General features: G+C 40.7%; 17 protein-coding genes. 7 read left to right on the forward strand and 10 right to left on the reverse strand.

Features of this window, described 5'->3' with window-relative positions; translation table 11 throughout:
• Nucleotides 1-115 precede the first annotated feature (115 nt).
• From LDO73_RS05540 to LDO73_RS05550, 3 genes are all read right to left on the reverse strand, one after another.
• The gene (locus LDO73_RS05540) at nt 116-1,432 is read right to left on the reverse strand and encodes a serine/threonine transporter (protein ID WP_224060549.1); all 1,317 of its coding nucleotides are present in this window, start codon (nt 1,430-1,432) and stop codon (nt 116-118) included.
• A gap of 903 nt (nt 1,433-2,335) precedes the next feature.
• On the reverse strand, nt 2,336-2,944 hold the full coding sequence (ybjG, locus tag LDO73_RS05545) for an undecaprenyl-diphosphate phosphatase (RefSeq protein WP_224060550.1): 609 nt from the start codon (nt 2,942-2,944) through the stop codon (nt 2,336-2,338).
• Between the two features lie 419 nt (nt 2,945-3,363).
• Entirely contained in the window at nt 3,364-3,627 is a 264-nt protein-coding gene (locus tag LDO73_RS05550) for a GrxA family glutaredoxin (protein WP_006812644.1), read from the reverse strand.
• A gap of 192 nt (nt 3,628-3,819) precedes the next feature.
• Between LDO73_RS05550 and LDO73_RS05555 the strand changes: the two genes are divergently transcribed.
• The 3 genes from LDO73_RS05555 to rlmC all read left to right on the forward strand — a co-directional run bounded on the left by LDO73_RS05555 (nt 3,820) and on the right by rlmC (nt 5,989).
• Nucleotides 3,820-4,176 (forward strand): YbjC family protein, encoded by a 357-nt coding sequence (locus LDO73_RS05555; RefSeq protein ID WP_036951889.1) that lies wholly within the window; start codon nt 3,820-3,822, stop codon nt 4,174-4,176.
• 159 nt (nt 4,177-4,335) lie between these two features.
• Entirely contained in the window at nt 4,336-4,854 is a 519-nt protein-coding gene (locus tag LDO73_RS05560; RefSeq protein ID WP_224060551.1) for a YbjN domain-containing protein, read from the forward strand.
• A 7-nt stretch (nt 4,855-4,861) separates the two neighbouring features.
• Complete coding sequence (gene rlmC, locus LDO73_RS05565; RefSeq protein WP_224060552.1) at nt 4,862-5,989, forward strand: 23S rRNA (uracil(747)-C(5))-methyltransferase RlmC; 1,128 nt, start codon at nt 4,862-4,864, stop codon at nt 5,987-5,989.
• 24 nt (nt 5,990-6,013) lie between these two features.
• On the opposite strand, the gene LDO73_RS05570 is transcribed toward rlmC, so the two are convergent.
• The 7 genes from LDO73_RS05570 to LDO73_RS05600 form a co-directional block, all read right to left on the reverse strand.
• The gene (locus LDO73_RS05570) at nt 6,014-7,414 is read right to left on the reverse strand and encodes a hypothetical protein (RefSeq protein WP_224060553.1); all 1,401 of its coding nucleotides are present in this window, start codon (nt 7,412-7,414) and stop codon (nt 6,014-6,016) included.
• A gap of 170 nt (nt 7,415-7,584) precedes the next feature.
• The gene (gene artM, locus LDO73_RS05575) at nt 7,585-8,253 is read right to left on the reverse strand and encodes an arginine ABC transporter permease ArtM (RefSeq protein ID WP_224060554.1); all 669 of its coding nucleotides are present in this window, start codon (nt 8,251-8,253) and stop codon (nt 7,585-7,587) included.
• Nucleotides 8,250-8,990 carry an arginine ABC transporter permease ArtQ gene (gene artQ, locus LDO73_RS05580; protein ID WP_224060555.1) on the reverse strand — a complete coding sequence of 247 codons (741 nt, stop codon included), beginning with the start codon at nt 8,988-8,990 and terminating at the stop codon, nt 8,250-8,252. Before artQ ends, artM begins: the two co-directional genes overlap by 4 nt.
• Nucleotides 8,991-9,002: 12 nt before the next feature.
• Entirely contained in the window at nt 9,003-9,746 is a 744-nt protein-coding gene (artJ, locus tag LDO73_RS05585; protein ID WP_036951873.1) for an arginine ABC transporter substrate-binding protein, read from the reverse strand.
• A 36-nt stretch (nt 9,747-9,782) separates the two neighbouring features.
• Nucleotides 9,783-10,511, reverse strand: a complete 729-nt coding sequence (artP, locus tag LDO73_RS05590; protein ID WP_224060556.1) for an arginine ABC transporter ATP-binding protein ArtP — start codon at nt 10,509-10,511, stop codon at nt 9,783-9,785.
• Nucleotides 10,512-10,610: 99 nt separating this feature from the next.
• Nucleotides 10,611-12,092, reverse strand: coding sequence for a DUF2867 domain-containing protein (locus tag LDO73_RS05595; protein ID WP_224060557.1), 1,482 nt, complete (start codon nt 12,090-12,092; stop codon nt 10,611-10,613).
• A gap of 51 nt (nt 12,093-12,143) precedes the next feature.
• A complete protein-coding gene (locus LDO73_RS05600; protein WP_224060558.1) occupies nt 12,144-13,043 on the reverse strand; it encodes a lysine exporter LysO family protein in 900 nt (299 codons plus the stop codon).
• 433 nt (nt 13,044-13,476) lie between these two features.
• Here LDO73_RS05600 and LDO73_RS05605 point away from each other — a divergent pair, with 433 nt between their 5' ends.
• From LDO73_RS05605 to LDO73_RS05620, 4 genes are all read left to right on the forward strand, one after another.
• Nucleotides 13,477-15,141, forward strand: coding sequence for an ATP-dependent nuclease (locus tag LDO73_RS05605; RefSeq protein WP_224060559.1), 1,665 nt, complete (start codon nt 13,477-13,479; stop codon nt 15,139-15,141).
• A gap of 108 nt (nt 15,142-15,249) precedes the next feature.
• Entirely contained in the window at nt 15,250-16,359 is a 1,110-nt protein-coding gene (macA, locus tag LDO73_RS05610) for a macrolide transporter subunit MacA (protein ID WP_423810876.1), read from the forward strand.
• A 2-nt stretch (nt 16,360-16,361) separates the two neighbouring features.
• Nucleotides 16,362-18,305 (forward strand): macrolide ABC transporter ATP-binding protein/permease MacB, encoded by a 1,944-nt coding sequence (gene macB / locus LDO73_RS05615; RefSeq protein WP_224061140.1) that lies wholly within the window; start codon nt 16,362-16,364, stop codon nt 18,303-18,305.
• 463 nt (nt 18,306-18,768) lie between these two features.
• Complete coding sequence (locus LDO73_RS05620; protein ID WP_224060560.1) at nt 18,769-20,115, forward strand: purine-cytosine permease family protein; 1,347 nt, start codon at nt 18,769-18,771, stop codon at nt 20,113-20,115.
• The last annotated feature ends 6 nt before the right edge of the window (nt 20,116-20,121 follow it).

Below are 20,121 nucleotides of genomic sequence, written 5' to 3' on the forward strand. Positions count from 1 at the left end.
CAATTACAGGGTATTTGTTGTCAGTAGGATGATTATAGAACATCCCTCAACTAACCCGATTGATATAGGTTAATTGAGGGCTTAAATTGACTGAATTATTTGCTGGTTTTTTTAATTAGAAGAATAACTTGTAGACTGCTGCGGAGATAGCGACCAGTCCCATGATAACGATGAAGATATTGCTGAGTTTACCAGAGTATTTACGCATTGCAGGTACTTTGCTAATTGCATACATTGGCATTAAGAACAGCAGGATTGCGATAACTGGGCCACCCAGACTTTCAATGATATCCAGTACACCAGGGTTTAATGTTGCGACAATCCAAGTTGTCACTAACATGAACAGTGCAGTACCACGATTTAATTTTTTGACATCAACCGTTTTGCCTTTTGCACGATATGCACGCTCAACTAAACCATTGAAACCTTCACGAGCACCTAAGTAGTGGCCTAAGAATGATTTGATGATAGCGATAAAGGCGATAATAGCGGCTGCATACTTGATGAATGGCTGATCAAAGTAGCCAGACAGGTAGTCAAGGATACTGATGTTTTGCGCTTTAGCTGCAGCAAGGTCTGCTGAAGACAGTGTGAATACACAGCTGATGACGAAGAACATGACAGTCAGAACCATCAGAATGTGTGCAGAAGCGAGAATGCGTGAACATTTTTTCTCAGCTGCTTCATCATACTCTTCACGTTTTGCAACAGAGAATGCAGAGATGATTGGTGAGTGGTTAAACGCGAACACCATGACTGGGATTGTTAACCAGATAGTGATCCAAATGCTTTGTCCACCCGATGCTTTAGCCGCTTCAGTTACGCTATCTAAAGATAATGTGCTCAGAACATCGGTGCTCCAATGTGGAACCATGTACAGAGAGAAAGCGACCAGTACGGCGATGAATGGGAACACCAGCATACTCATGACTTTAACAATGTATTTTTCACCGAATGCAACAATGGCCATGACGCCACCGACTAAAATCAGTGCTAGCAACCAACGAGGTGGTGCACCAACGCCTAATAGTTCAGTCAGGAATTTGTTGACGTTGTTGGTAATAGAAACGCCATAAACTAACAGAATAGGATAAATTGCAAAGAAATAGAGCAGAGTGATCCAGTTACCTGCTGTGCGACCAAAGTGTTCTTCTACAACTTCAGTGATATCACCATCTTTCTTTGAACCAGAAAGTACGAAACGGGTTAAACCACGGTGTGCGAAGAAGGTCATTGGGAAGGCAAGTACTAACATCAGTAATACTGGCAGTAATCCACTCATACCCGCATTGATAGGTAAGAATAAAACACCAGCGCCGATGGCGGTCCCATAAAGACCGAGCATCCACACGGTATCTGTTTTACGCCAAGCGGTAGCATTCCCTGTTTGCGAGGCTGTTTTGTTGATGGAACCAACTTTTGTTGTATCCATAATAGTCTCCAAAAATAAAAGTCAAAAATAAAAATTGGGTGCCTATTTCACTAGGCTCTTAATCTTTTTGTACGATTAATCGACGGTTTAATCAGTGGTTAGTAAATAAACAATCGGTTAATACACTGTCTAGCCATTAATAATGGTTTTATACGTAACAATCTGATTGGAAATAAAACTAAGATGAATATGAAATTCATTTTCAATCAGTTTTGTAATTTTATAAGTAATTTTTAAAAGTGGATTTTGAGTGTGAGAATCTACATTTTAGCAGAACAAAATGCCGTGATCATTATCTCAAAAGAGAAATATCCCCCATGTTTATCAGCTTACAGTGAATTTTGTAAAATTGTTAATGAAATTTAACTTAATGCTGGTTTTTATTGGTTTTCGACAATGTTCATAAAATGATTATTCGACAAATTCATTTATATAAAAATACAAAACATTAAAACCGTTATCATGTTAATAAAAAATTTAACGTCAATCAGATGATCAATGACTTGAAAATACAGATGGAAAAACCACTTTATTCGTTGGAGACATCTCAACTTTGAATCTGCTTAACTTGTTGATATTAATTGTTTTTTTACCTTTACATTAATTGATTAATAACGTGATTAATTTTTTTGATTAATTAATGCTCTTGAGGAATATGTTAATTGTTTTAGGGAATTTAAGATTAGAAATAGAATACTTATTTTTCGTCGCAAAAAATAATAAGAAATCGTTACAAAATATTTGTTAATTAATTGTTCTAATGTTTATTTGATAAATTCAAATAAAGTTATTGACGCTAAAAATAAATGAAAACAAACTTTGATTTAGCTCAATATTTAATGATGGGAGAAATGAAGGGGAAAGTACTGACACTAATAATAGGTCAGTACTTTAAATCACCAATTAAGGTTGCATCCATCCTTTACGAATGAGAGAACCAAAGGCTAGTTGGTAAAGGCGAGTGATTGGCTGCTGAATAACGCTGCCGCCCATAGCCCAAATCAGCCGAGATAAGCCGCAAGAAATAGCACCTAAGATAAATGCACCAATCATGTCTAACGGCCAGTGAACGCCAAGATAAATACGAGACCATGCAATAACGATGGCAGGAACCATAAAGACGAAGCCAACCCACGTTCTTAGCCAGAATAAGAAAGCAAAAACAAAGGTGAAAACGATAGTTCCATGGTTACTCGGGAAAGATGGCGTTGCATCGTGATCTAAGAAATTAGAACCAATTCCCATCACAAAAGGGCGCTCATGTGGTGCAAAATAACCAATCAACCAAGAAATCACTAAGCCAATGACAATGGCGTAAGCCGTTTTACAGGCAAAGGCACGTTGGCGAGTCATATTTGACTGTGCACCCCAAAACCAACATGCAACAGTAAATAGCGGGAAAATAAGGATCAAGCGTTTGGCGATCACGGTGGCTAACGCAATAGTACCACTTGCGGACTCAGGCGTTGCGTTGATCAGATTAAAAAGATCCAGATTTAGTTGTTCCAGCACGATCAGAGTACCTCGGACATTAGTTCTCAAGAAGACGGGACATAGCAATGGGAAGGGGGTGAATCAAGACACGCTCTAGACCTTGCTACTCAAGCTGATAAATTTACTTTTTGTTAAACATTAACTCAATCAATATTTGCTCAATAACAGTGATTTATCAGGGCAATGCAAAAGTTCCAGACACAAAAAACCCGATAGCATGAAAGAATCAAATGGCTATCGGGCTCCTCAATATGGGGACATCAAAGAAAAGCAGTGGCACTAATTAAGACTACAGCAAAGGAGGAAAGTTCTCTCGGTGATCAGAAAAAGTGCAATTTTTGATGAAAATATTTTTGCATAGCACAAAAAGAAAAAATAAAGCCCCAAATGAAAGGTTCATCTGGAGCTTTATAAAAGAAAATGTTTTGAAATGGTGATTATTTATACAGGTTCAGATTTTCTTTAGCGTATGCTTCAAAATCAGTGCAACCACCGATGTGTTTTTCATCGATAAAGATTTGAGGAACGGTTTCTACAGTTTTACCAACGGTTTTGGACAGGTCTTCTTTAGAGATACCTTCCGCTTGGATATCAACATAGCGATAATCGAAGTCGTCACGTTCATTCTTCAGTTTTTCTGCAAGTTCTTTAGCACGAACACAGTATGGGCAACCAGGGCGACCAAAAATAACAGTGTACATAATATCTCCTTAAATTTAGAACTCAGATTCTAATGACTATTCAGATACGAAATAATAATGCCCAATACTATGCCAACATCAGCTTTGAAATAAAAGTTGAATTTTCCTTTCATAGCTATAGGCAGTATATATAATTTGCTAGTGGTGGTGACGATACTGTCAGTGTAAGGCAATAAAACGAAGGAAAACATCATGGAACAACAGCAAAAACCCACAAAAGAGACTAAAGGGACGATGCGCTCATTAGCGGATATGCCAAAACCAGTTCTTTTTCTTGAAGGTATCGGAATATTATTACTCATCACCGTATTACTTGCCACTAATGACTATATTACGCTGCCGGAATGGTTAGCCAGCTCTGGCGCAATTGTTTCTATGGTGCTGGTCGGGATGGGCTGTTTAATTCCGGCAATGATTAATATTATCTGGCGAGCCGTGCATGGCCTTACTTTTTTGGGTATTGACAATAAATCAGGGGGCGCAAGTCGTGACCGCCGTAATCAGCCAAAAGAGACGACGCGAGATGATGATAAACCAGACGAAAAGTAGAGCAGGTCATGGTTTTACTGGTGTTTAGACTGGCTATGTGTGAAAATTATCCGCTTTCTATTTGTTAGAATGAATGATTTGTTAGTATGAATGCTTGCTTGGCATGAATATGGTTATTTTTGGTATATCGCTATTTTGAGTTGAAGAAGGTTATTGATCATGGATTCTATTTGTTACCCAGATATCTCACAACTACGTGAGTGGCTCGACCAACTCAAAACGTCTTATTTCGAGTGTGATTCTTGTGCGGCTTTGCATCTCCCTCATATGCAAAATATTGATGGGATTTTTGATGCTAAATTAGACATTATGAATAATGTGTTAGTACTCTCAGCATTGGCGGAACTTAAACCTACTGCGATTATTACGCTAGTGGCAAATATTAGCCAAATTAACGCCAGTTCATTAACGGCAAAAGTTTTTCTCGAAATTAATAATGAAAATCTACCTAAATTGGTGGTAAGCCAATCATTTTCGTTAGAAGCTGGGATTACCTATCGCCAATTTAGCCATTTCTTACAGCAAGCTGAAGAGCAAATTTCCGGTATTGTGTTTGAAATTTTCAGTAATAATCTGCTGTACGCTAACCAAGATGAATATGAAGAGTTAGCGTCGGATGATAATGATGACGACACTGAATCCGACCTTGATGATAAACCTTCCGTAATTATTCACTAAATACCCTATGCATTGTGAAAAATATTTGGCAGGAGAATGTCGCTCCTGTCAGTGGCTAGAATTATCGCCAGAACAGCAAGTTTCCCGTAAACAAGATAATCTGCAATCTTTATTGCCTTCTTTGGCGTCATCTTTATTTTTGGTGCCAGTGACGGGGCCATTTGAAGGATTTCGCAATAAAGCCAAAATGGTTGTCAGTGGTAGCGTTGAAAAACCGATTCTGGGTATTGTTAACCGTGATGGTGATGCTGTCAGTTTAACGGAGTGCCCGTTATATCCCGCTGAATTTTCGCAAATCTTCGCGCAGCTTATTCCTTTTATCGCGAGAGCTGGGTTAACCCCCTATAGCATTGAACGTAAGCGCGGTGAGCTAAAATATATTTTGCTGACTCAAAGCTGGCATACCAAACAATTTATGTTGCGCTTTGTCTTGCGCTCCGATAAAAAAATCGAGCAATTACAAAAAGCATTACCTTGGTTACAAGAAAAATTGCCGCAATTAGCCGTGATCACCGCCAATATTCAACCCGTACATATGGCTATTTTAGAAGGTGAACAGGAAATTATGTTCACTGAACAACATGTGCTGCGGGATGAATTTAACCAAGTTCCTCTGTTTATTCGTCCGCAAAGTTTTTTCCAAACTAACCCTATCGTGGCATCTCAGTTATATCAAACTGCTCGAGAGTGGGTAAAAGAATTGAATATCACTAGCTTATGGGATCTATTTTGCGGTGTGGGTGGCTTTGGTTTGCATTGCGCGGATAAGACGACCAAGCTAACGGGGATTGAAATTAGTGCGCCAGCTATTGAGTGTGCTCGTCAGTCTGCCCAAGAGCTGGGTTTGCAGCACGTTGAGTTCCAAGCATTAGATTCAACAAATTTTGCAACCAGTCGCCAAGATATTCCCGATTTAGTGCTGGTGAATCCACCTCGCCGTGGTATCGGTAAGAATTTATGCAACTATTTATCTGATATGCATCCTGAGTATATTCTTTATTCCAGCTGTAATGCTCAAACCATGGCGAAAGATTTTGAGTTATTATCAGGGTATGAAGTTTGCAAAGTTCAACTGTTTGATATGTTCCCGCATACCGCACACTATGAAGTATTGAGCTTATTGAAACGAAAATAGTGACTAAAATAGATAGGTTTACGCCTATCTATTATGGATTTCTCCATATTTATCAATAGACAAATTGCCTTTTTTGTTTTTTATTAATGGGAGCTTCTCAGCAACGGTTAATATCATCTTTTCAACATCCGTTTCAGTTGAGTAGATGTTCCATTTCCTCTTTAATCCCACAATCGACAATTGAGTTTCACTGTTTATTGAGTCATGTTTTTTTAGCTTCATTTTGAAATTTTCTGATAATGCTATTTCTATTTTATTCTTTATTAGAGATTTTTTTATATTATCTTGGATTTCATTATTGGTAAGTGAGAATAATTTTATTCTATTGTGACTATCAGTTTTTTTCTGCATAGATCTGACATTAAGGAGAATTTGACCAGCATAAGAGCGCTCGGTTTCCCTATTGATATTAAACTCATTAAAAATTTGGGATAACTGATTGAAAAAGATGTAGCTATCTTTAGAAATTAAAATTCCTTCATTGGGATCAAAAAATTTATATGTCACTTTTTGGTCACAACGATGCGCTGATATGGCCATACAGTGATTTAGGCTAGCAAGAAGGCAGTAATAATAGTCGTTTTTTTCTATTGAATTATTAATATCCAGTTCAATTTGAGAGAGTGTTTTTAATTCTCCATCTTGGTTAGTATTATGTCTATCTTCTAGTGTATAGCTATTATCATTGATTAACCCGAAACGCACTTTTCTAGCCGCTGATGTAAGGGTGATTTTTTCTACTTCATATCGAATAAATGAGGCTAGAATTAGCTTGGCATCATTGATGGTTAATGGTTTATTGTTTGCTAATTGTTTTTGGACTTTAGCCATGTTTTCTTTGGATAAATATAAATTTTCAGTGTTATTTTTATTAAGTACTTTATTTATGTAAAAATCTATATTGGCAGGGAAATCATAATCACTGAGAAACGTATTGGGTTCATTCAATCTTTGAGCGATTTCAGGTGCTTGAAGTAAGTTAATTAGATACGCAATATTTTTCTCCTCAGTATTTATTTCTCTCAGCGTAAAATCATTTATATCTAATAATAGATTATTCAATTCGGTGGCATTTCCATGATCTATTTGTTCATTGATGGCTTGATGAATTAACACGTTAAATTCTGCGAATCTGATCTGCTTAGTTAAATTTAAAAGATACTCATCGAGTGTATCTTGAGGTTCTTCATAATGGATTAGAGTGTCCAAGGACTCATTTATCTTCTCTATATATTGAGTGCCACGGTTATTGTTCTCATGCATCAGAAAACAAGTGGAAAGGCCACGGCAAATACCCACTTGAATAGGACTAATATTTGAGACTTTGACAAGTTTATTTTCAAATAGATTGGGAATATTAGTGGCAATGTAATCAACAATAGGTGCTTGCTGAAAAGGAATGGAAAATTTAACTTGTGTAATCATCTAGATAACCTTATTTAATCGGTATAATGTTGCAATGATTCATGCTACCAATATAAAAAAGGTCTATCTTTCAAAAAGCAATATATAGAAATGATTAGCTATGTATGTTTTTAATACAAAAAAGCTTGGCATAAGACCAAGCTTTTTCATTTAAATACAATCTGTTAATTTTAACTACGATGTTCAAAAGCCAGCGCTTTACGCTCAATCAGACGCATAATTAACGTCAGAATCGCATTCACCACAAGATAGATAATACCTGCTGCGACAAACGCCATGACATCCCATGTTTGCCCAAATACTTGGCTACTGTAGCCCATAATATCTAGCATCGTAATGGTACTGGCGAGAGAGGTACTTTTGAAAATCAGCACCACTTCGTTGGAATAGGATGAAAGCGAACGTTTAAACGCATAAGGGAGAATAATTCGCATGGTTTGCAGCTTATTCATACCCAACGCTTGGCAAGATTGCCACTGACCCGATGGAATAGCTTTTACCGCACCATGGAATAACAGCGTGGAGTAGGCTGCACTGTTTAATGCTAATGCCACCATCGCACAAATCCATGGCGTCGAAATAAATTCCCACAGCATTGGGTAATCTTGCAGTGACTTAAATTGGCTCGGGCCATTATAAATCAAGAAGAATTGCACCAATAACGGCGTACCAGTGAATAGGGTGATGTACACCTTAACGGCTTGCGAAACGACAGGAGTTTTGAGGGATAAGATCAGCGTAAAGAAGATGGCTAAGATAAAAGCCACCAATAATGCACTGAAGGTCAGTGACAAGCTGGTCGGTAATCCCGGTAATATTTGCAGAATTAGATCGATCATTTCGCATCACTCCGTTCAAAACGAGTGGTGCGCAGTTCAATACGTTTTAGCACCAATTGGCTTAATAGGGTGATAGCGAGGTAAATCAGTCCCACAATAGCGTACCAAGTAAACGGTTCATGGGTACGGTTCACGATGGTTTTGGTCTGCAGCATTAAGTCGTTGACGCTAATTAAGGAGACTAACGCGGTATCTTTGAGTAACACTAACCACTGGTTACCTAAACCCGGAAGGGCATGACGCCACATTTGCGGCATGATATAGCGAAAGAAAATGGTACGTTTGCTTAATCCAAGCGCTAATCCCGCTTCCCATTGACCATAAGGCACGGCTTTCAATGCACCACGCAAGGTCTGTGAGGCGTAAGACGCATATAACAGTGCGAGCGCAACCACACCACAGAAGAATGGTGTGTAGTCAAATTCACCGCTGTCAGCAAAGAAAATGCTCGGGTCAATTTGGAGTGTGCCTTGCCAGAAACCTAAGTTAATGGCGATACCATCACCTAACAGGTTAATAAGCTGGAGCGTTCCAAAATAGACAAACAGCACCACCAGTAGTTCAGGTAAACCACGGATCAGCGTGACCCAGCAGGTACCTAAAAAGGCGAGAGGTTTGAACCGAACAGATTCCCATGCGGTAAATAGCATCGCGAGAACCAATCCAAGGACTAGTGCTAAAACGGCAAGGCCGACGGTAATACCGGCGGCACTTGCTAAAAAGAATAAATCATTCATTAATTATATCGACTACTGTTGAAACCATTTTTTATGGATAGCATCGTAGGTGCCATCGGCTTTAACTTCAGATAAGGCTTTGTTCATTTTATCCAGCAACTCTTTGTTGCCTTTACGAACAGCGATACCTAAACCAATACCAAAGTATTGTGGATCGGTCACTTTGTCGCCCACTGCCGCTAAGTTTTCATTACCTTTCGCTTTTAACCACTCATCAGCAACGGCAGTGTCACCGAAGACCGCATTAATACGACCGTTTTGCAGATCTAAAATGGCAGATTGGTAGTTATCATAAGGGACAACAGTCATATCTTTATGTTGTTCCAGAATGTATTTTTGGTGTGTGGTACCGTTTTGTACCCCGATTTTTTTACCTTTTAACTGATCAACGGCAGTAATCTTATCTTTTACTGCAATAAATTCAGCGGAGTTCGGATAGTAAGTTTCGGTGAAATCTACTTGTTGTTGACGCTCAGGGGTAATGTCAATACCTGCCATTAACGCTTCAAAGCGACGGAATTTCAGGCTTGGGATTAAGCTATCAAAAGATTGGTGTGTGAATGTGCAGGTTGCATTCATTTTTTCACACATTGCATTTGCCAGATCCACGTCAAAACCTACGATTTGGTTGTTTTTATCAAACATTTCAAACGGAGCGTAAGTGGCTTCAGTTGCAAAACGGATGGTCTCTTTTTCCGCCGCCGCCGCAGATAGGGTTACAGCGCCTAATAATGTAGCTAATAATAATTTTTTCATTGCTTAATCCTATATCTATTAGTGGGACAGAATCTATTAATGGGATAGATAGTTCGCAAATGCTTCGGTTTGAGGTGCAGCGAAGTGGCTAGCATCTCCTTGCTCTACAATATGACCGTTTTCCATATAGACCACACGGCTGGCGGTTTTACGGGCAATTTCAACTTCATGGGTCACGATAACTTGGGTGATCCCTGTTGCTGAAAGTTCACGAATAATGTCCACCACTTGCGCTGTAATTTCAGGGTCAAGTGCGGCTGTTGGCTCATCAAATAACAGAATTTGTGGTTCCATCATCAAAGCGCGTGCAATCGCGACACGTTGTTGTTGGCCGCCGGATAAATGCAGGGGATAGCGGTCAGCAAATTGCGATAAACGTAAACGCTCTAATAGCTTAGCGGCTTTTTCTTGAGCTTGCTGTTTGGATTGTTTCAAAACGCGGCATGGCGCTTCAATCAGGTTATCCATCACACTTAAGTGAGGCCAGAGATTATATTGTTGGAAAACCATACCTACATTTTGGCGCAGATCGCGAATGGCTTTCGCATCTGGTGCTTTGGCAAAATCAAAAGTATGGTTGGCAACATTGAGTTGACCTGAACGTGGCATTTCTAGCAGGTTCAGTACGCGCAATAAGGAGCTTTTACCTGCGCCGCTTGGCCCGAGTAATACCATAGTTTCACCAGCAGAGCACTCTAAGTTGATATCAAAGAGTGCCTGATGGTTACCGTAGAAACAGTTTATGTTTTTTAATTGAATGCTCATGCTTACCAATAATATCTAAATTAACTACCCGCGATATTAATCCTGTAAGCATATTTATGCAATGTTTTATGCATAAAAATTTGGTTTTTTACGCTAAATTTATTCCGGCTTATTGGAGCTATCTTCCGCTATCGGCGCAGTCACAAGCTTTTTGTCCCGTTGAATAGCCAATTCACTAATACGCTTAGCCATGCCTTTAAAGATGAACAGATGAGCTGGCATCATCGCAAACCAATAGAGCAATCCGCTGAAACCCGCTGGATGCCACCATGCACGAACATCAATTGAGCGTAGGTTTCCACTATCATGGATGGTGAAAGTCAGTCGACCTAAACCTGGCGCTTTCATACCAAAAAGTAAGCTAAGTTGCTTATTCGGCTCCATATTAATAACTCGCCAACCGTCAACTTCATCACCGACTTGTAAGGTTTCACGATCAGGTCTGCCATATTTGACTTTATTCAACATCATATCGTCCATAATGGCGCGTGTTTTCCAAAGAATGTTGGCGTAAAAATAACCTTCTTTTCCACCAATTTGCTGTACGGTATGCCAGAGAGATTCTGTGGATGCGGTAGTGCTAAAAGTAAAACCGGCTTGTTTAGGGTAGTAGCCGTAACCCGGTCGCCAGCGTTTTTTCACCTCAGGATCGTAACCCCAATCTGAGTTATCAATGGCACTGGCTTCTTCCGCTAATGTGGTTCTGACTGCATCATCAAATGAAATCAGTGTTTGCGGAATAAGCTCGCGAATGAGTTTATCGTCCGCAGGCAGGTCGTGTTGTAAGCCTTGGATCAATTCTTTGGCAATAGTTGGCGGTACTGAAGTTATCAAGCTAATAAAGTGCACGGAGATCATGCTGACAGGGATCGGAATTGGAATTAACAATCGACGCTTTCCAGAGACTTTAATAAAGCGCTTGAAGAGCTCTTGGTAGCTTATATATTCAGGGCCACCGGCATCTAACACTCGACTTTCTGTCACGGGAAGTTGGGCTAATTGCGTGAGGTAATACAGAATATTTTCAAGGGCAATCGGGGATGACTTTGAGCGTACCCAACGAGGCGGCGTCAAAATGGCGAGGTTATACACCATATCACGCATAATTTCGAAGGCTGCAGAGCCTGAACCAACGATAATGGATGCGCGGATTTCAGTCACCGGAATACCACTTTCGCACAGAATTTCTCCTGTTAAGCGTCTGGCAATTAAATGCGGGGAATAAGTATGCCCATGTTGCAGTGCGCTGAGGTAAATCACCTGCTTGACGTTGGAGCCTTGCAGCGCATTTTGTACATTGCGCGCCGCTTCACGTTCACGTTCAATAAGATTGGCTTGATCCGCCATGCTATGAACGAGAAAGTAAACAATATCCACCTCGTCCATAATATTTTTCAGGGTTTCAGGCTGGTGTAAATCTACATAGATACAGCGAGTATCTGACCAACCTTGGGATAGCATCCAATCTACACGTCGGGCGGCAGCAGTGACTTCATGACCTTCTTCCAACAATTTAGGAATTAAATTTTGCCCAATATAGCCACTGGCACCTAGTACTAAAACTCGTTGTTTACCCGTCATGTTAATTTCCTGTGATACCTAAATTAACGGCTATTGTGACTGAAATTCTACTTATGTAAAGAAGGCCATAAGGATTGGCGTAATTAGACTTAAAACGAAGCCGTGAACGATAGCGGCAGGGACAATCGACACGCCACCACTACGCTGCAATACAGGCAAAGTAAAGTCCATAGATGTAGAGCCACAAATTCCCAACGCAGTAGAGCGATAGCGGTTAATGATTAACGGAATCAACATGATGGCAGTCAATTCCCGCAATAGGTCATTAAAAAATGCGGCGCTGCCCATCACGGGGCCATAGGCATCGGTAATTAATATACCGGTGAGTGAATACCAACCGAATCCAGAGGCGATAGCTAATCCCATTTTGAGAGGAAGTCCAAGGAAAAAAGCCGCGGCTGCACCACCGATAAGGGCGCTAACTCCCATCACTAAGGCAATAGTGGTTCCTCGGCGGTTAATTAAAATCTGCCGAATATGCATTCCACTATTACGCAGCTGTACCCCAACCAGTAACAGCAACAACATTAGTGCCACTTGGCTGCCTTTATCTGCGTAATGTAAGAATTTAAACCCGGTTAATCCCACCAAAAAGCCAACGAGTAAAACACCACACAGTTGTAAGGATTCAAATACCATTTTGATACGTGAAGGGGGTTTTTCTTGCTTGTGCTGTGGGACTTTCCATGGGTCGAGCTTATCCAGAAGAATTAAAGAAAGCACATTGAAGCCAAAAATGCAGGCAAAGAAGGTCAGGGCATAAATTAAGATGGACACTAAATGTGCGCTGAGGTTTTCAAGCAAAGCAAGGGTAATACCCATTAAAAATAAAATGACGTACACCATCGAATTTAAAGACTGATGAACTCGATGGAGAACATTTTTATTTTTTATAGGTATCAAGTAACCCAGAAACAGAGGTAAAAGAATAATCAGCAAGCCAGAATACATGTTAGTGCCCTTTTATTTTATTTCATTTTGTTTTACTGCATTAACTACACTAATTTATGCCAATATAAACTTATGCCAATATAAACAACAGATTATATTTAAACATTCATGAACATTGCTATCGAAACATGAATAAATTTAGCCTGTGATGCTAAATATCACGCAGGTGATAAATATTTTTCAATGGCTGATTAACTAAAAATAGGAGAAAAATGCTGGAAAATAAAGCATAAACATCCTATATCACCAAATAAATAAGCTCAATACAGGAACATGTATCGTAACGTGTTTTTTTTGTACTATGTTGACTCGTATAGTAATTAATCGGCTTAATGAGTAAGCTTTTATTTGCGATAGTTCAGGTTGTTTCACGGATCCTTGAGCGGTCAAGATGTTACAATCAAACTCAGTTTTCGATAGCAAGGAGAGAGATATGTATCTGGAACGTGTGGAAATATACGGATTTAGAGGGATCAACCGACTTTCTTTAGAACTCAATAATAATACCGTTCTCATCGGGGAAAACTCATGGGGTAAATCAAGTTTACTCGATGCCTTAGATATTTTGCTCTCTCCCGAACATCGCGAATACCAATTCACTGCGAATGATTTTCACCATCCTACTGGGGATGATGAAACGCGTTTTCGTACTTTGCAGATTGTCTTAAAGTTCTGCGAGAGTCGTCCTGGACGCCATCAATCTTATCGTTTCCAAAATCTTGCTTCTGTTTGGGTTGATAATGGGGATGATCTAAAACATATTCTATTGCGAGTGAGTGCGGAGTTAAAAGACGATAACAGCGTTGCGGTAGATAAATGCTTCTTAAATTCTGGGGGAAATAAATTGTCCCTAGATAATGTCGGTAAGTATATTAAAGAAATTGTCCGTTTATATCCTGTGATCCGCTTACGAGATGCGCGTTTCTTGAGTAGCATTAACCCCGAAACGATTGTCAGCGGAAGCAACAATTTCCGTGAAAACTTTAATCATCAGATTAAAGAATTGACAATGGCGCTGGTGAATAATCCTGAACGCTTAAGTGATAATGACCTTGAAGATGGGGTGGACGCGATGCAGCAATTGCTGAGCCACTACTTTTCAGGGAAAAGTGGTCATATGGTGAAAGCGGATAATCCAATGATTAGTATAGAGCCTCGTAAGCGAGGTTGGCAGGCATTGGATAATATTAACCGGTTAATTGCGAAGCCGAATCAACGTAATATTCGCCTGATTATCCTAGGGATGTTTTCGTCATTACTGCAATCTAAAGGGAATATAGAGCTGGATAAACATGCTCGCCCAATTATTATTGTGGAAGATCCTGAAACACGGCTACATCCTATTATGTTATCTATTGCGTGGGGGCTGTTTAGTTTGTTCTCCTTACAGCGGATCACCACAACCAATTCTGGCGACTTACTTTCCCAAGCGCCAATTGACAGCTTATGCCGCCTCGTTCGTGATACTAATAAAGTGTCTACATATCGTTTGAACCCGCAGGATTTAAGTGCCGAAGAGTTACGTAAAATATCTTTCCATATTCGTTTTAATAGACCTTCCGCATTATTTGCTCGTTGTTGGCTACTGGTTGAAGGTGAAACGGAAATTTGGCTAATGAGCGAATTTGCGAGGCAATGTAATTATTTCTTCGAAACAGAAGGTATTAAGGTGATTGCTTTTGCACAAAGTGGCTTAAAACCGTTATTAAAATTTGCCAATAAAATGGGCATTGAATGGCATGTATTAACTGATGGGGATGAAGCGGGGCGAAAATATGCTGCAACGGCGACGCATTACGCTAACAAAATTAATTCGCCAGATAGAGACCGGTTAACAATGTTACCTGCACCGGATATGGAACATTTTCTGTATCGCGAAGGGTTTCAAGGTTTGTACCATGAAATTGCAGAAATTCCTGAAAATGCCCGAGTATCAACTCGCCGTGTGATTTTAAAAGCGATTGCACGGACATCAAAACCAGATTTAGCACTAGCGACCGTAAACCGTGCCGCTGAATTAGGTCCTGAAGCCGTACCATTGGCTCTGAGAAATATGTTCTCAAGAGTCGCATGGTTGGCGCGCGGTAAGGCGTATTAATATAAATTGCAGTTAATCTTAAATCTGTTTAGTGAAGTGTGATAATTATTCAGCTATCTTATTTTCAATAGAGGGAAGGCCCTCCGATTGAAAATAGGAATAGAGTTAATGAAGGCAGTCCCAAGAAAAAAATGGATTTATGGCATACTTGTTCTACTCGCGGCGCTGGTGACCTCATGGTTTTTTCTTGGTAACCAGCAGCCAGAGAGCTACCAAACTGTTGATGTGACTCGTGGTGACCTCGATAAGCGGGTTATGGCGACGGGTAAATTAGATGCTGTACGTAAAGTGGATGTCGGGGCGCAGGTTAGCGGTCAACTGCAAACACTGTATGTCAAAGAAGGTGATACCGTTAAAAAAGGCGATCTGCTAGCTGTTATTGATCCGCAAAAAGCGCAAAACGAAGTCACTGAATCCCAAGAAACTATCCATGAATTAGAATCCAACTTGGCATTGGCTCAGGCTGAATTAAAGCTTGCGCAAGTGACTTACCAACGCTATTTAAGCTTATCTAAAGTGCAAGCAGTGGCTCAGCAAGAGCTGGATAAAACCAGAACTGATGTGGAAGTGAATAAAGCGAAAGTGGCCACGTATCAGTCGCAAATTAAACGTAATCGCGCCTCTTTAGATACCGCAAAAACCAATCTGAAATACACCCAAATTACTGCGCCGATGGATGGTATTGTAACGTTTATCAAGACATTACAAGGGCAAACGGTGATTGCCGCCCAAGAAGCGCCAACGATTTTGACATTAGCTGATTTGGATACGATGCTGGTCAAAGCTGAAGTTTCTGAAGCGGATGTTATCTACCTTGAGCCTGGTCAAAGTGCGTCTTTTACCGTGTTAGGCGCACCGGATAAAAAATTTGCAGGAAAGCTAAAAGATATCCTACCAACGCCTGAAAAAATCAATGATGCGATTTTCTACTATGCACGTTTTGAAGTGCCAAACCCTCAACATCTTTTAAAACTACAAATGACCGCGCAAGTGGTGATTGAGCTTGAGTCCCATAAAAATGTGCTGCTCCTTCCATTATTGGCGTTAGGAAATGAAGTCACTCCACAAGTCTATGAAGTGGAAGTTTTGAATGACGGAATACCGCAAAAGAGAAACATTGAAATTGGCAGCCGCAATGATGTCTCTGTGGAAGTGATTAAAGGTTTGCAAGAAGGGGATAAGGTCATCGTCGGTCGCAGCAGCGATACGGAATTGTAATGATGACGACTTTACTTGAGCTGCATAACATTACGCGGCGCTATCCTGCGGGTGAACAGGAGATCACGGTACTCAAAGATGTCTCGCTGAAAATAAATGCCGGTGAAATGGTGGCGATTATTGGAGCGTCAGGGTCGGGAAAATCGACGTTGATGAATATTTTGGGATGCTTGGATAAACCTTCATCAGGGGAGTATTTCGTTGCAGGGCAAAATATTGCGACATTGGATAATGACCAATTGGCACAATTACGACGTGAACATTTTGGCTTTATTTTCCAGCGTTACCATTTACTGAGCCATTTGAGTGCTGAGCAAAATGTCGAGATCCCCGCTATTTATGCCGGAGTAGGCAAGTCTCAGCGACAGGAACGAGCAGAACAATTACTTCAGCGTTTAGGCTTAGGTGAACGAGTCAATTATCGCCCAAGCCAATTATCGGGTGGACAGCAACAAAGGGTCAGTATTGCTCGCGCTCTGATGAATGGCGGACAGGTTATTTTGGCAGATGAGCCGACAGGGGCGCTAGATAGCCATTCGGGGGAAGAGGTCATGAAGATCTTAAAAGATCTTTGCGCCCAAGGGCATACGGTGATCATCGTTACCCATGACCCAAAAGTCGCGCAACAAGCGGAGCGGATCGTTGAAATCAAAGATGGTGAAATCATCAATGATTCTGGTGTGTTAGCGACGAAGAATGTTGAGTTTCCTGCAAAAGTTGCGATGAAGAAAGGTCCATTAGGACAATGGATTAGCCGATTCAGTGAAGCCTTATTAATGGCGTGGCGTGCGATGGTAGTGAATAAAATGCGCACCTTGCTGACCATGCTGGGAATTGTCATTGGGATTGCCTCAGTGGTATCCATCATGGTGATTGGCGATGCGGCCAAAGGGATGGTATTGAATGATATTAAGTCGATTGGCACCAATACGATTTCGGTATATCCCGGTAAGGATTTTGGCAGCGATGACCCGGAAAATCGGCAAGCTTTAAAAGCCTCTGATATTTCTGCTATTGCTCAGCAGCCCTATGTTCAATCGGTGACGGGTTCCATTGATACTTCCGCTAGATTACGTAAAGGGAATTTAGACGCGGTGGCTCGGGTCACTGGCGTGGGGATAGATTACTTCCAAGTTTTCGGAAATAAATTTGCAGAAGGTATGGGATTTACTCAGGACATGCTTACACGGCGTGCACCTGTGGTGGTGATTGACGGTAATACTAAACGACGTTTTTTCCCGAACAAACAGAATGTTGTGGGTGAGACATTGCTCATCGGAAATATGCCCGCCACAGTGATTGGCGTATTGGGGGAGCAAAAGTCAATTTTTGGTTCCAGCAAAAGCCTAGAAGTGTTTTTACCCGATACAACCATTAACAGTAAGCTGATTAACCGTTCTTACTATGACAGCATTGTGGTTAGAGTGAAGGATGGCATTGATGCGAAAGTCGCTGAGCAGCAACTGGTTCGTTTGCTCACATTACGTCACGGTAAGAAGGATATTTTTACCTATAATATTGATACGTTAGTCAAAACAGCGGAAAAGACCACCCAAACTATGCAGCTCTTTTTGACTTTAGTCGCTGTCATTTCCCTTGTGGTTGGGGGAATTGGTGTGATGAATATTATGCTAGTGTCTGTCACGGAAAGAACCCGTGAAATCGGTATTCGTATGGCGGTTGGCGGTCGTACGACGGATGTGATGCAGCAATTTCTGATTGAGGCGGTGTTAGTGTGTCTTATTGGGGGCTTAATGGGTATTGGCTTATCTTATGGGGTCAGTTTGATGGCTCAAATGGCGCTTCCGGGTTGGACATTTGCCTTTGATCCTATTGCACTTGTCAGCGCATTTGCGTGTTCAACAGCGATTGGGATTATTTTTGGTTTCCTGCCAGCAAGAAATGCGGCGAGATTAAATCCGATTGATGCATTAGCAAGAGAGTAATTTATCAATTAGTGATTATTTGAAAAGTTGTAGAGGAGATAGCTACAACTTTTTTCTCACAATATAAGTAATTTATTAAATAAAATAATCGGTGAATGGCTGTTTAGGTCGAATATTTTGTGAGATTAACTGAAATGAAAAGACAATTTACTCCATATCGGTGTGTCTAAATTAGAATTATCTATGGGTAATCACTCATTTTATGAAATTTCTCTAATTAAATGTTGAGTTTTTAACCTATTAATTTACAGCTTATTTCGTTTTCACCCCCTCCTATTTCTCCTCCTATTTAAATAACCGATAATAAAAAAGCTATCAAAAAGGTAAATTCTACTTGCGATTTGGTATCGATCATGGATATTATTCGTCTTGTAGAATAAATGAAACCTAGTTCCATTAAATGGAACTTTAGCAAAAAGCCAAAAAACCACAAGTAAAGACTCATACACAGCAGGCATAAAAAATGGCAAATAAAGCAGGTGAAGATTATTCTCTGGCGCGGGTACCGCAAAGTGCTCGTCGACCGTTTTATGAAGTGTTGATCCTCCGTATCGGTTCACTCGCTTGCGTTTCGCAAGTGATGCTAGGTGCAGCGCTTGGTTATGGATTAACGTTTTGGCAGGCGTTTTGGGCAACAATGCTCGGCTCTGTAATTTTACAGGTCGTCAGTTGGGGTCTCGGAGCGGCAGCTTGTCGTGAAGGAATGTCAATCAGTCTACTGTCTCGGTGGGCTGGTTTTGGAAAACTAGGATCAGCATTAATTGGAGGAGCCATTGCTATCTCCTTAATGGGTTGGTTTGGTGTCCAAAATGGTTTCTTCGCGGATGGTATGTATAAAGCGACTAACGTGCTAACACCAGGGACCTGGTCGCTTATTACAGGCATTGCGGTGACAATTATTACGGTATATGGGTATCGATTTTTATCCATTACTGCAAATATTTCAACACCGCTATTTTTATTCGCACTAGGTTGGGCAACTTATAATTTATTATCGGGACAGGACATTAGTTCACTAATTAATGCCACTGAACCTGCCGGGCCTTTAATGACAATGCCAGCTGCAATTACGATGGTTGCGGGTGGTTTTATCATCTCTGCTGTAACAACACCAGACATCAGCCGCTTTATGCATAAGCCGAAAGATGTGTTCTGGATGACATTGATTGGTACATTCTGTGGCGAACTGTTCGTCAACATGATTGCGGTATTAATGGCTTTAGCATTACGTACAAGCCAAGTTTTTGATTTGATGATGGCGTTAACTGGGTTGCTAGGTGCATCGATTGTTATCTTCTCAACAATTAAAATGAATGATATCAATCTCTACTCTTCATCACTCGGCTTCTCCACATTGTTGAACGCAATTTTTAATAAGCGTTTTGACCGCCGTTATTTAACCTGGATCATTGGTATTTTTGGTACCGTGGCTTCCATGTTAGGTATCTTAGATAACTTTATTAGTTTCTTAATTTATCTTGGTATCTCGATTCCACCTGTCGCGGGTATTATGGTTGTCGATTATTACTTGTTAAAACGTGATAGAAAAGAGCTGGATATCACCCGAGAACAAGGCATTTTACCAACCCGCTGTGAAGTGTATAACCCAGTGACTTTAGTTGCATGGTGTTGTGCGGTTGTCGTCGGTTGGGGTACCTCTGCTCTGGGGCCTTTTGGTGCAGATATTGGCGTTCCAGCATTGAACTCTTTACTGGTCGGTGCGGTGGCTTATTGGGTAGGTATGCGCTTATTAGCGGCCTTCCGGGGCGAAAAAGGCACTCACTTCCGCCAAGTTTCTCATTTAGATTGAGGACAG

The organism is Providencia alcalifaciens, assembly GCF_915403165.1.
GTDB lineage: Bacteria > Pseudomonadota > Gammaproteobacteria > Enterobacterales > Enterobacteriaceae > Providencia > Providencia alcalifaciens_C.

Coding starts and splice junctions, on each gene's coding strand:
- LDO73_RS05540 (WP_224060549.1), bottom strand. CDS start 1,432: ATGGATACAACAAAAGTTGGTTCCATCAACAAAACAGCCTCGCAAACA.
- LDO73_RS05550 (WP_006812644.1), bottom strand. CDS start 3,627: ATGTACACTGTTATTTTTGGTCGCCCTGGTTGCCCATACTGTGTTCGT.
- LDO73_RS05555 (WP_036951889.1), top strand. CDS start 3,820: ATGGAACAACAGCAAAAACCCACAAAAGAGACTAAAGGGACGATGCGC.
- LDO73_RS05560 (WP_224060551.1), top strand. CDS start 4,336: ATGGATTCTATTTGTTACCCAGATATCTCACAACTACGTGAGTGGCTC.
- rlmC (WP_224060552.1), top strand. CDS start 4,862: ATGCATTGTGAAAAATATTTGGCAGGAGAATGTCGCTCCTGTCAGTGG.
- LDO73_RS05570 (WP_224060553.1), bottom strand. CDS start 7,414: ATGATTACACAAGTTAAATTTTCCATTCCTTTTCAGCAAGCACCTATT.
- artM (WP_224060554.1), bottom strand. CDS start 8,253: ATGATCGATCTAATTCTGCAAATATTACCGGGATTACCGACCAGCTTG.
- artQ (WP_224060555.1), bottom strand. CDS start 8,990: ATGAATGATTTATTCTTTTTAGCAAGTGCCGCCGGTATTACCGTCGGC.
- artJ (WP_036951873.1), bottom strand. CDS start 9,746: ATGAAAAAATTATTATTAGCTACATTATTAGGCGCTGTAACCCTATCT.
- artP (WP_224060556.1), bottom strand. CDS start 10,511: ATGAGCATTCAATTAAAAAACATAAACTGTTTCTACGGTAACCATCAG.
- LDO73_RS05595 (WP_224060557.1), bottom strand. CDS start 12,092: ATGACGGGTAAACAACGAGTTTTAGTACTAGGTGCCAGTGGCTATATT.
- LDO73_RS05600 (WP_224060558.1), bottom strand. CDS start 13,043: ATGTATTCTGGCTTGCTGATTATTCTTTTACCTCTGTTTCTGGGTTAC.
- LDO73_RS05605 (WP_224060559.1), top strand. CDS start 13,477: ATGTATCTGGAACGTGTGGAAATATACGGATTTAGAGGGATCAACCGA.
- macA (WP_423810876.1), top strand. CDS start 15,250: ATGAAGGCAGTCCCAAGAAAAAAATGGATTTATGGCATACTTGTTCTA.
- macB (WP_224061140.1), top strand. CDS start 16,362: ATGACGACTTTACTTGAGCTGCATAACATTACGCGGCGCTATCCTGCG.
- LDO73_RS05620 (WP_224060560.1), top strand. CDS start 18,769: ATGGCAAATAAAGCAGGTGAAGATTATTCTCTGGCGCGGGTACCGCAA.